The organism is Acrocarpospora corrugata (assembly GCF_009687845.1).
Taxonomy (GTDB): Bacteria; Actinomycetota; Actinomycetes; order Streptosporangiales; family Streptosporangiaceae; genus Acrocarpospora; species Acrocarpospora corrugata.
This window is the reverse complement of sequence record NZ_BLAD01000101.1, coordinates 1-11,884: the sequence shown is the minus strand read 5'-3', so window position 1 is coordinate 11,884 and position 11,884 is coordinate 1. Positions and strand designations below refer to the sequence as shown.

The 11,884-nt window shown below is 69.9% G+C and carries 14 protein-coding genes and 1 pseudogene; 7 read left to right on the top strand and 8 right to left on the bottom strand.

Translation table 11 applies throughout. The features are described from left to right. Positions 1-35 precede the first annotated feature (35 nt). Both Acor_RS43720 and Acor_RS46070 read right to left on the bottom strand, forming a co-directional pair. Positions 36-2,135, bottom strand: coding sequence for a GNAT family N-acetyltransferase (locus Acor_RS43720; protein WP_218034723.1), 2,100 nt, complete (start codon positions 2,133-2,135; stop codon positions 36-38). Positions 2,136-2,433: 298 nt separating this feature from the next. Beyond that, positions 2,434-2,613: pseudogene (locus Acor_RS46070) on the bottom strand (hypothetical protein); the annotation flags it as partial. Between the two features lie 150 nt (positions 2,614-2,763). On the opposite strand from Acor_RS46070, the gene Acor_RS46065 reads away from it, so the two are divergent. Then, a complete protein-coding gene (locus tag Acor_RS46065) occupies positions 2,764-3,342 on the top strand; it encodes a GDSL-type esterase/lipase family protein (RefSeq protein ID WP_340163132.1) in 579 nt (192 codons plus the stop codon). Between the two features lie 5 nt (positions 3,343-3,347). Here the strand turns inward: Acor_RS46065 and Acor_RS43710 are convergent, their stop codons facing one another. The 4 genes from Acor_RS43710 to Acor_RS37045 all read right to left on the bottom strand — a co-directional run bounded on the left by Acor_RS43710 (position 3,348) and on the right by Acor_RS37045 (position 5,872). Next, positions 3,348-3,500: a hypothetical protein gene (locus Acor_RS43710; RefSeq protein WP_218034721.1), complete on the bottom strand. Its 153-nt coding sequence runs from the start codon at positions 3,498-3,500 to the stop codon at positions 3,348-3,350. Positions 3,501-3,557: 57 nt separating this feature from the next. Continuing rightward, on the bottom strand, positions 3,558-3,926 hold the full coding sequence (locus Acor_RS37055; protein ID WP_218034720.1) for a nuclear transport factor 2 family protein: 369 nt from the start codon (positions 3,924-3,926) through the stop codon (positions 3,558-3,560). 155 nt (positions 3,927-4,081) lie between these two features. Continuing rightward, positions 4,082-4,843, bottom strand: a complete 762-nt coding sequence (locus Acor_RS37050) for a hypothetical protein (RefSeq protein ID WP_155341446.1) — start codon at positions 4,841-4,843, stop codon at positions 4,082-4,084. Between the two features lie 396 nt (positions 4,844-5,239). Then, positions 5,240-5,872: a TetR/AcrR family transcriptional regulator C-terminal domain-containing protein gene (locus Acor_RS37045; RefSeq protein WP_155341445.1), complete on the bottom strand. Its 633-nt coding sequence runs from the start codon at positions 5,870-5,872 to the stop codon at positions 5,240-5,242. Between the two features lie 83 nt (positions 5,873-5,955). Here Acor_RS37045 and Acor_RS37040 point away from each other — a divergent pair, with 83 nt between their 5' ends. The 3 genes from Acor_RS37040 (at position 5,956) to Acor_RS37030 (ending at position 8,028) form a co-directional block, all read left to right on the top strand. After that, positions 5,956-6,204: a hypothetical protein gene (locus Acor_RS37040; protein ID WP_155341444.1), complete on the top strand. Its 249-nt coding sequence runs from the start codon at positions 5,956-5,958 to the stop codon at positions 6,202-6,204. 375 nt (positions 6,205-6,579) lie between these two features. Next, positions 6,580-6,825: a hypothetical protein gene (locus Acor_RS43705; RefSeq protein WP_218034719.1), complete on the top strand. Its 246-nt coding sequence runs from the start codon at positions 6,580-6,582 to the stop codon at positions 6,823-6,825. 948 nt (positions 6,826-7,773) lie between these two features. Beyond that, positions 7,774-8,028 carry a hypothetical protein gene (locus Acor_RS37030; RefSeq protein ID WP_155341443.1) on the top strand — a complete coding sequence of 85 codons (255 nt, stop codon included), beginning with the start codon at positions 7,774-7,776 and terminating at the stop codon, positions 8,026-8,028. A gap of 5 nt (positions 8,029-8,033) precedes the next feature. On the opposite strand, the gene Acor_RS37025 is transcribed toward Acor_RS37030, so the two are convergent. Beyond that, positions 8,034-8,813, bottom strand: a complete 780-nt coding sequence (locus tag Acor_RS37025) for an SDR family NAD(P)-dependent oxidoreductase (RefSeq protein WP_155341442.1) — start codon at positions 8,811-8,813, stop codon at positions 8,034-8,036. A 150-nt stretch (positions 8,814-8,963) separates the two neighbouring features. Here Acor_RS37025 and Acor_RS37020 point away from each other — a divergent pair, with 150 nt between their 5' ends. Both Acor_RS37020 and Acor_RS37015 read left to right on the top strand, forming a co-directional pair. Beyond that, complete coding sequence (locus tag Acor_RS37020; protein WP_170317273.1) at positions 8,964-9,962, top strand: LacI family DNA-binding transcriptional regulator; 999 nt, start codon at positions 8,964-8,966, stop codon at positions 9,960-9,962. A gap of 88 nt (positions 9,963-10,050) precedes the next feature. Further along, positions 10,051-10,716 carry a Tn3 family transposase gene (locus tag Acor_RS37015; RefSeq protein WP_218034718.1) on the top strand — a complete coding sequence of 222 codons (666 nt, stop codon included), beginning with the start codon at positions 10,051-10,053 and terminating at the stop codon, positions 10,714-10,716. Between the two features lie 350 nt (positions 10,717-11,066). Here the strand turns inward: Acor_RS37015 and Acor_RS42870 are convergent, their stop codons facing one another. Continuing rightward, positions 11,067-11,318 carry a hypothetical protein gene (locus Acor_RS42870; RefSeq protein WP_174876251.1) on the bottom strand — a complete coding sequence of 84 codons (252 nt, stop codon included), beginning with the start codon at positions 11,316-11,318 and terminating at the stop codon, positions 11,067-11,069. 131 nt (positions 11,319-11,449) lie between these two features. On the opposite strand from Acor_RS42870, the gene Acor_RS42595 reads away from it, so the two are divergent. Beyond that, positions 11,450-11,734: a hypothetical protein gene (locus Acor_RS42595; RefSeq protein ID WP_170317272.1), complete on the top strand. Its 285-nt coding sequence runs from the start codon at positions 11,450-11,452 to the stop codon at positions 11,732-11,734. Positions 11,735-11,884 lie beyond the last annotated feature (150 nt).

Genomic DNA, 11,884 nt, shown 5'->3' with positions numbered 1-11,884 from the left:
GCGCCTCAGCTTCGTGTGCGTCGCTCGCGTAATACTCAGGGCAGCGGTAGTCGCAGGACTCGTTCCCCGTCGAAGAACTCGCCGGTGTCCTGGAAGCCCAGGCGCTGATAGAAGCCCAGAGGGGAGCTGTCCTCGCCTGGTACGACGCTGGTCAGAAGTTCACGGGCGTCTGGGCGGGTGCCCAGGTAGGCGATCACCAGTCGTAGCGCCGCGCGACCGTAGCCACGCCCCTGGTATCGGGCGTCGACAAGCAGTCGCCACAGGAAATAGGGACCCAGCAGGGTGGGGTCGCCCGGCGGAATGTTGTCGCTGATCATGACGAAGCCGACCGGTGCGCCATCGGCGTAGATGGCGCGATACCACGGCATCGCCTGCGGGTATTGGATGGCGTCGGCAAGGGAGTCCGTAACCCCGGCCACGTAGTTCCGCTGGGCCGGGGTGACATCCAGCGCCGCCACCGCCGCCCGGTTGGCGTCAGTGATCGGCTGCAGCATCACGTGGGTCATGGCAGCATCCTCGCCCAGCGACCCGCCCCGCGGCCAACGGAAATCGGGCGGCGAAGTCGGCCTGTACATCCCCGAGGCCGGGTCGGCTGTGGTCATGGCCGTTTTCGCGTCCAGCTCCCAGCCCTGCGCGTACGCCGAGGCGAACTCCTCTCCGCCCAGCGCGGCGTGACCCCGGCGGGTGAGTTCGCGGACCTGCGGATCGGTGTGGTCGTGCGCGCCCCGCAGCCGGGCGGCGGCCCCGAGCAGCACGGCCGACTCGTGCTGGCGCCCGCGCGTCTCGGCGAGCGCGGCCGCGTTCACCGTCACCAGCGACAGGACCGGCAGTTCCCGGGTCGCCAGCGCGGCCGCGTACGCCTTCCGCAGCGCCTCGTCCGCGCCGGGCAGGTCGCCCAGCGCCAGGCAGAGCGCGGCCCGTGCGCTGCCGACCAGCGTCCGGGCATGATCCGCATGGTCCGCGGGGAACGCGGTGGCGCTGAGCAGACCCCGTTCGGCGTCGTCGAGCAGCTCGCCCGCCAGACTCCTGGCCTCGCGCAGGTCGGCCAGCGCGCCGTCGAGGTCGTCGTATCGCCGCAGCTGGGCGCGCATCGGCAGGGTGGCGGTCTGGCCCCAGCGGTCGCCGACCCGCCGGAAGCAGGCCAGGGCCGACTCCAGGTGGACACGCATCCGGTCGAGCGCGCCCGCGTTCCCAGCGATCTCGGCCTGGAACATGTGGGCCAGCCCGGCCAGCCACACGTCGTCGCCATCGGCCAGGCGCTGGAAGATCGCGAGCGCGGCCTCCTCGTCCTGCAGGAAGAGCAGGACCGGGCCGAACACGCGGTAGTGGCCCGGCAGCTCCGGATGCGCGAGCAGCCGGTCGGCCAGCTCGCGCATCTCCGCCCGGTCGTCCGCGGCTTCCCCGGCGGTGATCCCCGACAGGAGGTCCGCCCGGTTGAGCAGGTAGGCGGCCCGGGCGCAGTCACGCTCGGGCGTCGGCCCGCCGCCGGGCACCGCCAGGGCCTCCCGCAGCCAGTAGGCGGCGTCGGAGTGGCGGCCGAACATCTGCCAGTACCAGGTCAGGGTCAGGGTCAGAGTGGTCGCGCCGGGGGAGTCCTGGGCGACGCACAGGTGGCGCAGGGCGGCGAGCGTGTTGCCGTACTGGGCGCTGATGACCTTCATGGCGGTCAGCTGGCCGGGACCGCGCAGCTGGGGGTCGTGGCGGGCCATCAGCTCGGTGAAGTGGCGGCGGCCAGGTCGCGGGTCGGGCCGAGCTCGCCGGCGTCGATCAGGCGGTCGGGGCGCGAGCTGCACCAGTGACCGGTCGACGAGGGCGGCGAGCAGTTCGGGGATTCCGGCGGCGGGCACGGTGGTGCCGGCACAGACGGCGGTGGCTGAGGCGGGTGTGACGCCGCCGGGCAGGATGGAGATCCGTTCCGCGACAGTGCGTTCGTGCTCCTTGAGCAGCTCCCAGCTCCGGGCGATGACCGCGCGCAGGGTGCGATGCCGGGGTGGTGCGGTGCGGCTGCCGGTGATGAGCCGCCGGAACCGGTCGGAGAGCCCGTCGGCCAGGTCGGGCAGTGACAGCGTCCGCAACCGGGCGGCGGCCAGTTCGAGGGCCAGCGGCAGGCCGTCCAGGCCGTGCGCCACGCGCACGATGTCGGGCGGCGTGCTCTCGTCGACGTCGAAACCGGGGTCGCACGGCGGCGGCCCGCTCGGTGAACAGGCGCACCGAGGCCGCCCTTCTGGCCTGTTCGACGCTGTCGTCCGGGTCGGGCAGCGCGAGCGGGGCCAGCGGCAGCAGCGCCTCGCCGTCGACCGGGAGGGGTTCGCGGCTGGTGGCGAGCACCCGCAGCCCTGGGCAGCGCGGCAGCAGCGCCGCGACCAGGTGGGCCACGGCGTCGATCAGGTGCTCGCAGTTGTCGACCAGCAGCAGGCTCTCCCGGCCGCCGAGCTCGCCGACGAGGACGTCCAGCTCGTCATCCTCGACCCGCTCGCGCGCGTCGAACATCGCGCCGCGCCGCAGCCCGATCCCGGCGAGTACGGCCGTGGCGATCTCCGCTGGTTCGGTGACGGACGCGAGGTCGACGAGCCAGGCGCCGTCGCGGTCTTCGCGACGGCGGGCGGCCTCCAGCGCGAGCCGGGTCTTCCCGGCGCCGCCGGGGCCGAGGACGGTGACCAGGCGCCCGGTGGTGAGCAGGGCGCCGATGCGGGCGAGGTCGTCGTCACGGCCGATGAAGCTGGTCAGCGGCGCGGCCAGGTTGGTCGGCCGGATCTGGCGCGGGTGGGCCTCGCGGCGTCTCGCCGAGCGGGGCGCGGCCGGCGGCTACGTCTCCAGGGCATCAGCGGCAACCGGCTACTCAACGACGGCATCGGTGTCGCCGCTCTGGCCCGCTTCGACCGTGACGTGCTGGCGACTCCCGGCCTCGGCTACGTGGTGCTCTCCGTGGGCGCCAACGACATCGGCATCTCCTTCGCCCCACGCGACGACGACGGCCCCCTGGCCGAGTTCCTGAAGATGTTCCCCGGCGCGCCGGTGACGACGGACGACGTCATCGCGGGCTACCGCCAGCTGATCGCCAGGGCGCACGAACGCGGCGTGAGGGTCTACGCCACCACGATCGCGCCCTACGAGGGCACGGAGATCTACACACCGGAGGGCGAGAGCGCCCGCCAGGTGGTCAACGAATGGATCCGCACCGGCGGCGCCTTCGACGCCGTGCAGGACTTCGACGCCGTCTGGCGCGACCCGGCCCACCCCAGCCGGATCAGGGAGGACTTCCACGCCGGCGACCATCTGCACGGCAGCGATGCGGGCTACCGGGCCCTGGCCGACTCCGTAGACCTGTCGCTGTTCAGCTGACCTCATCAGTGTGGGGGCGGCGCTGCTGACCGCGTGAGGACGGCAGCGCCGGCCGGCTCGGCCGACAGCCATTCCAGGTATGTGGGCGGGCCGCCGGAGCCGTCCGGGTCGGACACGATCCCGTCCAGGGTGATGAACTGAATGACGATGACGCTCACGATGGGTGTCCCTTTCGATCGATGCCCACCTGTACGTACCGGCGGCATCGGCCCGACTCATCGCGCCCGGTCGAACTTGTCGAAAGAAATCTGCTGGGGCAGGTCGAAGGTCTCGAACACGCGTGGTTCGGCGAACACGACGTTGCGGGCGATCAGGCCGCCGCTGACGGTGAAGACCTGAAGCGTGTGCAGCAGATATCCGCCGGGCTCCGGGGCGTACGCGGCGAGCGCGGGCTGCCCGTTGGCGGTGAGGCGCCTGACACCCCAGCCCGTCCCGCGCGTGCCGAACACGCGACGCATGAACAGGCCGTAGTCGCGGCTGCCCCGGGGCACCGGCGGCATCTCCAGGACGGCATCGGCGGTGAGGAGCCGCACGAGGGCCGGGACGTCGGCCGCCTCGAACGCTCGCGCGTACCGCCCGATCACCGAAACGGACCTCCGGGTCGTCCGGCTCGGTGACCTCGCCCGCCTCGCCCACGTCCGCGACGGCGGCGCGGACTCTCTTGGATGGAGTCGCGTCGACCCGGGCTATTGCTCACTACTCAATGTGACAGCTGAGCTTGGGTGTGCGTGACGCGCGCTTAGGAACTCGCCGGGAACAGGGGCAGCCGGATGGCGTCGGCCAGCAGTTGCAGGCCCACGAAGCCGAGCGAGGTGCCGGACGGCAGCGGCCTGCTGGGCACGCCCTTCCAGGCGATGTCGAGCCCGCCCAGCACGGTGCCGCCCCGGAAGGTGGTGCCGAAGACGGTGTTCAGGTCGCGGACGATGTCATCGGTCATGCGCAAGTCGACCCGCTTGGGGCCGATGCCGCCGTTGTGCGGGACGAACTGCCCGGTGAGGAAGGCCTGCGGCACGCTGAAGTTCAGGAGGGTCAGTTCCCCGCCGTCGCGGGGACGCCCGTTGACCTTCGGGTTGGCGATGACCTTGCTGGTGCCGACGGCCGAGAAGAGGATCCAGAAGTCGTCGATCTCGTAGGAGGCGCCGGTGGCGGACTGGGTCCAGCGCCAGCCGCCCGGGTAGCAGACCCGGCCACTGGGCACCTCGATGTTGTCGTAGCGGTCGCCGATGGGCAGCCAGGTCCCGCTCCCATTGCCGATCATCTTGTGCGGTGGCAGGGCTTGCATGTCCACCCCGGCCTGGCGCAGGCCGTTCAGGAAGGCGGCGCTGAAACTGATGGTGGCCTCTCCTTCCTTGGACAGGTAACTGCCGACCTGGTCGGGAGCCAGACAGGCGCGCGCTGAGCGGCCGGCGACGGTTCCTGCCGCAGTTCCAGCGACGGTTTCGGCCATGGCCGCCTGGCCGGTCAGCAGACCGCCGACGCAGGCCAGTCCAGCGATTCCCACCCGTGTAATGATCATGATGTTTCTCCCCTGGTCGAATCGAGGGGGACATCCCCGAAGCTCCGCATAGGGAGACCATCGGTTCCATATATCGCGGCAAAGATCAACTTCGATATCGCACCCAATCCGACCGCCATGCGCCACACCCGGGGCCCAGCACGCTTTGTGCTCGTGGACGACCAGGGTGACGGCGATGCCGGAGGCGCGGATCTCGCGGGCCGGGTCCACGGCCCGCTCGAGTTCGGGCCGCCTCGTGGCGCGGGTGTAGCCGATCTTGGCGTGCGCGGACGTCTGGGTGCCTGCGGCGGGCCTATGAAGCAGCGACGATGTCGGCTTGCCGTGTTGGGCGGCTCGGGGCGCTCGTGCCAGGGCCCACTCGCCTGCGGAGCGGCTGACCGGTCAGGACGTGGGGCCGGACTGCGCGGCAGGACCATGGATGATCTGTTCCAGACAATCGCGGAACAGATCGTCGACGGTGCGGCCGGGTTGGAAGTACTCAGCCACACCGGCCATCACGGTGGGGTACGCCGCGGCGTACGCGGCCATGTCGAAGCCGTCCAGGGCGTCCGCGTCCGGGCGGCCGACCTGTTCCTCCAGGACGTAGCCGACGGTGAAGCGCAACACCGTCAACACGATCAAGCGAGCCTGCCGCAAGGGAATGCCCCGCCCGACCAGTGTGCTCATTGCCAGTTCGGAGATGGCGGCCATCTTGAGGGACAGCTGGGAGGCCGCGATGATCCGGGCTCCGTCCGGGTGGGCCAGCAACGCGCGCCGCAGCCGCCCGGCCAGGCCGATCAGCCAGTCCTGCCAGCACTCCTCCGGCGCGGGCGACGCCATCTCGGGGAACTGCTGCTCAAGAATCGCCTCGGCGATCGCGGTGATCAGCGCCGCCTTGTTCGGGATGTGCCAGTAGAGGGTCGGCGACTGTACGCCGAGCCTGGCGGCCAGTTTGCGCGTGGTCACGCCGTCGAGACCCTCGGCGTCCAGTAGCGCGACGGCCTCGATAACGATCCGCTGCTTGTCCAGAGCCAATTTCCTGGCACCTCCCTTCCGGACTCTATCAGTGCTAGAGTCCTCTATCAGTGATAGAGATTTATGCGCCAGAGGAGGCACCGATGAGAAATCGGCACTCGCTCCGCGACCTGCTGCACTGGGCGACCCATCGCATTCCGGAGATTCCCGCGCACACCGAGCGGCCGACCGGCCACCAGCGCCAGGCCCGCCACGGCCATGGGTGGCGGCACTCGCTCACGCACCACCGTTCGCACCACCACGGGTTCAACCACTCTCCGGCCCGTCCGCCTCGCGTCCTGGTGGCGTGGCAGACGCGGATCGCCCGCTTGTTCGGTCGGGAACCGGGATGAAGGCAGCAGTGCTCCACCAGGCCGGCGGCATCCCACGCTATGAGGACTTCCCCGATCCGGTGGCCGGCGACGGCGAGGTGATCATCGACGTCAAGGCGGTCGCCGTCGAGAACGTCGACAAGGCGATCGCGGCCGGCACGCACTACGCCAGCGAGAAGTACATCGGCCAGTTTCCGGCGATCCCCGCCTTCGACGGCATCGGCGACCTCCCCGACGGCACGCTCGTCGGGTTCGGCAACATCCGCCTGCCCTACGGCGCGCTCGCCGAGAAGGCCGTGGTGTCCCAGGGCTCCTACGTGCCGATCCCCGACGGCATCGACCCGGCCGTGGCGACCGTGATGGCCTCGGCCATCACCGCAATGTCGATGAAAGCGGATGAAAGCGGCCGCGGGGTTCGTTCCCGGGGAGACGGTGCTGGTGCAGGGCGCCACCGGGGTCGCCGGGCGGCTCGCGGTCAAGGGCCTCGACCCGCAGACCATGGACGAGGTGTACCAGCAGATTGTGACGTGGACGCGGTCCGGCGAGCTCACCTTCGACGTGGAGAAGGTCCCGCTGAGCGACATCGAGACCGCCTGGCAGCGAACCGACCTCAAAGGCAGGCGACTCGTCGTGATGCCATGACCGGCCCGCGCCCACGGCACACCAACAATGATCAACGGTCAGCGTTCCGTCGCCGTCCTCACCCACGACGCCGACGGAACCGTCTCGAGCGGCGATGCCATCCCGGGCCGGGGTGACCAGCCACTCCAGCCGGGTCATCCCCAGCCCCGCATCCACCACCAGCATCCGCTCCAGGTCGGGCGCAGCTGTTCCAGTTGCTCCTCGGAGAACATCTTCTCGGACAACGCACCACCGCTACCTGCCGTACCGGACGAACGTAGCGGCAGTGATCACCAACCCGTCAAACGCGGCCATTTCTGCAGGTCAGACAGCACTTCGGTGGAAATTTCTTCATTGCTACTGGGACCCTGAATCCCCAGAGTTCCCGCGAACCCAAGGGTCGAGGCCAGACCGTTGGGGTGGTCTGGGAGGTCATGCACCCTTGGGTTCGCACGAACCCAGGCCCGCCTACGACCAGCTCCTCCCGGAGCGGGCGCCGGACACCGCGATTGAGCCCGGCCCGGCGAGCGTCTGGGCCACTTCGGCGACCCCGGACGGGGTGCCCTGGCCCGGGGGCGACGACAAGACCATGAAACCGTGGGGCGAGTGCCGGCCGCCCGTCCTCATGGCTGCGAGCACGGGCCCGCGCCGCCCTGGTGGGAGGCGCGGGCCCGTTTCGCATCGTGTTAGAGCAGTTTGATCCAGGCGAGTGCGGGGGTCGCGGTTGTCACCACGATGGCCGCCGCAGCGAACAGGGAAACATACAGTCTGCGCATTTCCGACCTCCCGAGATCGGTCAACATATTTCCCGGCACAAACTCCTGGACGCCGGTATATGCGAGGTATAGCCCCTGGTAGCGGAGCTGGCTTCATAAAATGAGATACCGCCCAGTGCGTCGGCCAGCTGCTCGTCGTCCTCCAGGCCGCGAGGATCTTCGCGCGGGCGTCGATCCCGGCGGCGGCCAGGGCGTGGCACTGGTCGGTGAGCAGGTCGCCCGCCGCCTGGTCCACGGCCTCCTCGATCGACGACGTCAGGAGCTTCTTCGAGGATCACACCGGCGCCTTTGCCACGACGGCGGCATCAACGACCGGGCGTTCGCCGCGCCAGCGCCGACGCTGATGCCCGCCGCCGACATCATCGCCGGTGCCTTCCATGTGGTCGCCCTACTCCGGAACCGCCAGCGCGCGGACTTGCCTCAATCGGCTCCTGACGGCCATGGATGAGAGGGTCACGGTTGCTTCGTTTCCGGGTCGTGGGCCAGGACCGTCCGGCCGCCGTCGACCGGCAGGGTCGCGCCGGTAATGAAGCCGGCCTCTTGCGACAGCAGAAACGCGATGGCGGTGGCGATCTCCTGCGCATCGGCCACCCGGCCCAGCGGGTGTAAGACGGCCATCTGCTCTTCGATGCGGGCGGCGGCCGCCGGTTCTTGGCAGGACAGGAAGCCGGCGTAGCGCTCGGTGCGCACCGAGCCGGGTGCCACCGCGTTGACCCGGATACCGTGGGGGCCGTATTCGACCGCCAGTGCCCGGGTCATTCCCTCGATGGCCGCCTTGGCGGTGACGTACGACAGCGAGCCCGGGACCGCTTGGCGTACCTGATGGGAGGAGAGGTTGACGATCGCCCCAGGCGTTCCGGCGGCGAGGAAGCGGCGGACCGCGGTCATGCACCCGACCACGGCCGCGTCCAGGTTCAACGCGATCAGTTCCAGCACCTGCCGGCCGGTGGCCCAATGCACCGGGGCGTCCCGGAACACGGCGGCGTTGTTGACCCAGCCCGCCAGCGGCGCCGCGGCCTCGGCCGCATCGGCGGCCCGCTCCGTGACACGCTCATCGGCGGCATCACCGCTCACGCGGACCAGACGCTCTCCTGCGGGATGTTCCTCCGCCCAGACCAAGGCCGCCGAATCCCTCTCGATCGCGACCACCGTGTCGCCTGCGGCGACCAGGCGCTCAACCAGGGCCCGGCCGATTCCGCGGCCACCACCTGTCACCACATACGAACGACTCATGGCCCCCTCCTGGACCTCTGGCCCCGGCTCACAACGCATCGGCCGCCGTATCAGGACAAGGGATTGACCGGCCAATGTCAAGTGCTTGCGTGGAAGCACTTCCACACTAGAATCCACACTCAGGGGCCGACGACGCCGAGGGAGCACACCGTGACCAGCCCGCCGACCATCTACGACGTGGCCACCGAGGCGGGTGTCAGCATCTCGACGGTGTCTCGGGCCCTCAACTCACCCGCCAGAGTGGGCGAGCAGACCCGCCGCAGAGTCCTCGCCGCCGTGGACGCGCTCGGCTTCACCCCCAAACCGGACGCTGTGGCCAAGGCGCGTCGCGGTGTCGGGCGCATCGGCGTGATCGCGCCCCACACCTCCTACCCGTCGGTGGCCCGCCGGCTCAACGGCATCCTGCACGCCATCGGCTCAAGACCGCTGGAAGTCGTCCTGTTCGACCAGGAATCAGCCGCCGAAAGCTCATCACCCCTGCTGGCGAGCCTGCCCGTCACCGGTCGGCTCGACGGGCTCATCGTCATCAGCCTTCCCCTCGACGACACCGTGGCCGAGCGGCTCACCGGCCTGGGATTGCCGACCGTCCTCCTCGATGTCCGCCACGCCCTCTTCGACTCGATTCACACCGACGACATCGCCGGCGGCCGCCTGGCCGCCGAATATCTGCTGACGCGCGGGCACCACCGATTCAGCTTCCTCGGAGAAGCCCAGCGATCCAATCGCTACCTCTCACCATCACAACGCAGACTCGCCGGATACCGCACCGCACTCGCCGAAGCCGGTTACGGACTCGGCGATCACAACGTACGACTGGTCCGCCACCGCGCACGACACGCGCTTACCGCCGCCCGAGAACTGCTGTCCCAAAAGGACCGTCCGACTGCGGTCTTCGCCGCCGACGACACCCTCGCCGCTGGGATCCTGCGAGCCGCCCGCGACTTGGACCTGACCGTTCCCGGCGATCTGTCCGTGGTCGGCTTCGACGACGGTGAACTGGCCGAAGTCATGGACCTCACCACCATCCGCCAGCCCCTGGAAGAATCCGGCCACGCTGCCATGGAACGCCTCATCCAGCAACTCGACCAACCCACCACCCCCCGCGACGTGGCGCTGGGACTGCAACTGATCGTCCGCGGAACGACATGACCAGGCACGGCGCGAGTGCGTCTGCCCAGGACCGTGGTTCCCCGGCACGCCGTACCTGATCTCGGCACGCGGGATCCGTCCGGGACTGGTGACCGTGGTCGAGCGGGTCGCCCACGCCCGCGCCGAGGCGCAGCGGGAGACGTTCGACCGGCTGGCGCACGAGTTCACCGAGGCACGGTGCGCCGCGCTGGACGGGCTGCTGATCACCGATCCGGAGATCCGCATGACCCGTCTGCGGTGGCTGGCCACCGGCCCGGTGGAGGCGTCCCCGGCCGCGGTGAAGGCCGAAGTCGCCAAGCTGGAGTTCGAAGCCGACTTCCCGCACACCGGGCCGCTGCTGACCCGCAAGCTCAACACTGACCTGATCGCCGAGCACTACGACGACCTGCTCCGGCTGGCCGGTTCGCTAAAGTTCGGTCACGTCACCGCCTCGCTACTGGTCGGCAAGCTGTCCGCGGCCGGCAGGCAGAACGCGCTCGCCGCAGCGCTCAAGGAGTACGGGACACAGCGGCGCACCATCTACGCCGCCCGATACCTCGCTGACCCGGCCTACCGGCGCAAGATCTCCCGGCAGCTGAACAAGGGCGAGTCGCTGCACGCGCTCAAGCGAGACCTGCTCTACGCCCACGAGGGCGCCATCCGAGCGCGGCACCTCGAAGCTCAGACCGAGCAGGCGTGGTGCCTGACGCTGGCCACCAACGCCGTGGTCGCCTGTTATCCGGGGTGGGAAGAAGCCGTCTGCAATGCAGCGTAAGCGACCTTCTGGGATGTCTCGTCGTTCGTTGCGTACGAGCTATCCGGGGTCTCTACGCTACCGATCGTGACGATGGTGACGAGGGCCGTGGAGTGCCGGGCGCAACGGGTCGTGCTGCCGGATGGGGATGTTGCGCGACGCTCGCGATGAACACGGCGGCGTCGCTCGCCATGAGCATGTACAGCCGGGCATTTCGGGCGTGTGAGAGCGGTTTGATGTTCACGCTGTCGCCAAAATGTTCATCGTGTCGCGGCCCCGGCACGGACATGAACACCAGCGTCATCGCGAACGCGTCGATCGCATGTTCAGCATGAAGACGATGTGCGAGGGCAGCCGACGGCGCCGGTGAATCAGCTGCTGCGAGCGACCGGCAGAATCGGCGCGGCCAGCACCGCGGCCACGTGCCACAGCCGGACACCACCAGCATTACAGCGGACGACGGCGGCAACCGCCATGGCCGCCAGCGCGGTGAGCGCGTCGCCCAGGACGGAGCCGGTGGGCTCCAGCATCGGCGGGCTGACGGTGAACTGGTGCAACAGCGCCGTCGCCCTCCGGCGCAGCTGCTCGGCGCCGAGTTCGGCCCGGCGTAGCCAGCCGCGCACGGTAGCCGGCGGCAGCTCCAACTGGGCGGCGATGGAGCGGTGCCCGGCGCCCGGGCTTTGGCCGTCAGCGCCGCCCCGACGACCTCGATGGCGTAGGCGCCGCGCGGTGGGCAGTCGGCCGGGACCAGCACGTGGGTGACCTGGCAGCCCCGGCAGCGAGCCCGGGGCGGGCGCAGCACCTGGAGCGAGCCGTCGGCCTGGCGGATACTTCGGGGCCGGGCGAATCCCCACGGCCGCAGCGCCTGGCCGCACCGGCAGGCCAGCCGCCCTTCATCGAGGTCGCGGCGGGTCCGGTCGAGGTCCAAGACGATGATCACGTCGGCGTCCCCGGTTCATCCCTCCAGCATCGCGACGACCGAGTCGACCGGGGCAGGGGGCAACTGGTGTTGCGGCCCGGACGGCATGTGGACGAGTGAACGCCCGAGCACCTAGACGAGGCGAGCAGCGACGACATGAACACCATGCTGAGCCGCGCCGGACGCTCACCGTCGAGGCGCTATCGCCCAGCCCCAACGCCAACGCGATCTGCTTGGACCGCAGCCCATGCCCCGCATCGGTGATCACCT

Excerpts from the sequence above, each read along its gene's own strand:
- Acor_RS37040 (WP_155341444.1), top strand. The coding sequence starts at position 5,956 with ATGAGAAATCGGCACTCGCTCCGCGACCTGCTGCACTGGGCGACCCAT.
- Acor_RS43705 (WP_218034719.1), top strand. The coding sequence starts at position 6,580 with ATGAAAGCGGCCGCGGGGTTCGTTCCCGGGGAGACGGTGCTGGTGCAG.
- Acor_RS37025 (WP_155341442.1), bottom strand. The coding sequence starts at position 8,813 with ATGAGTCGTTCGTATGTGGTGACAGGTGGTGGCCGCGGAATCGGCCGG.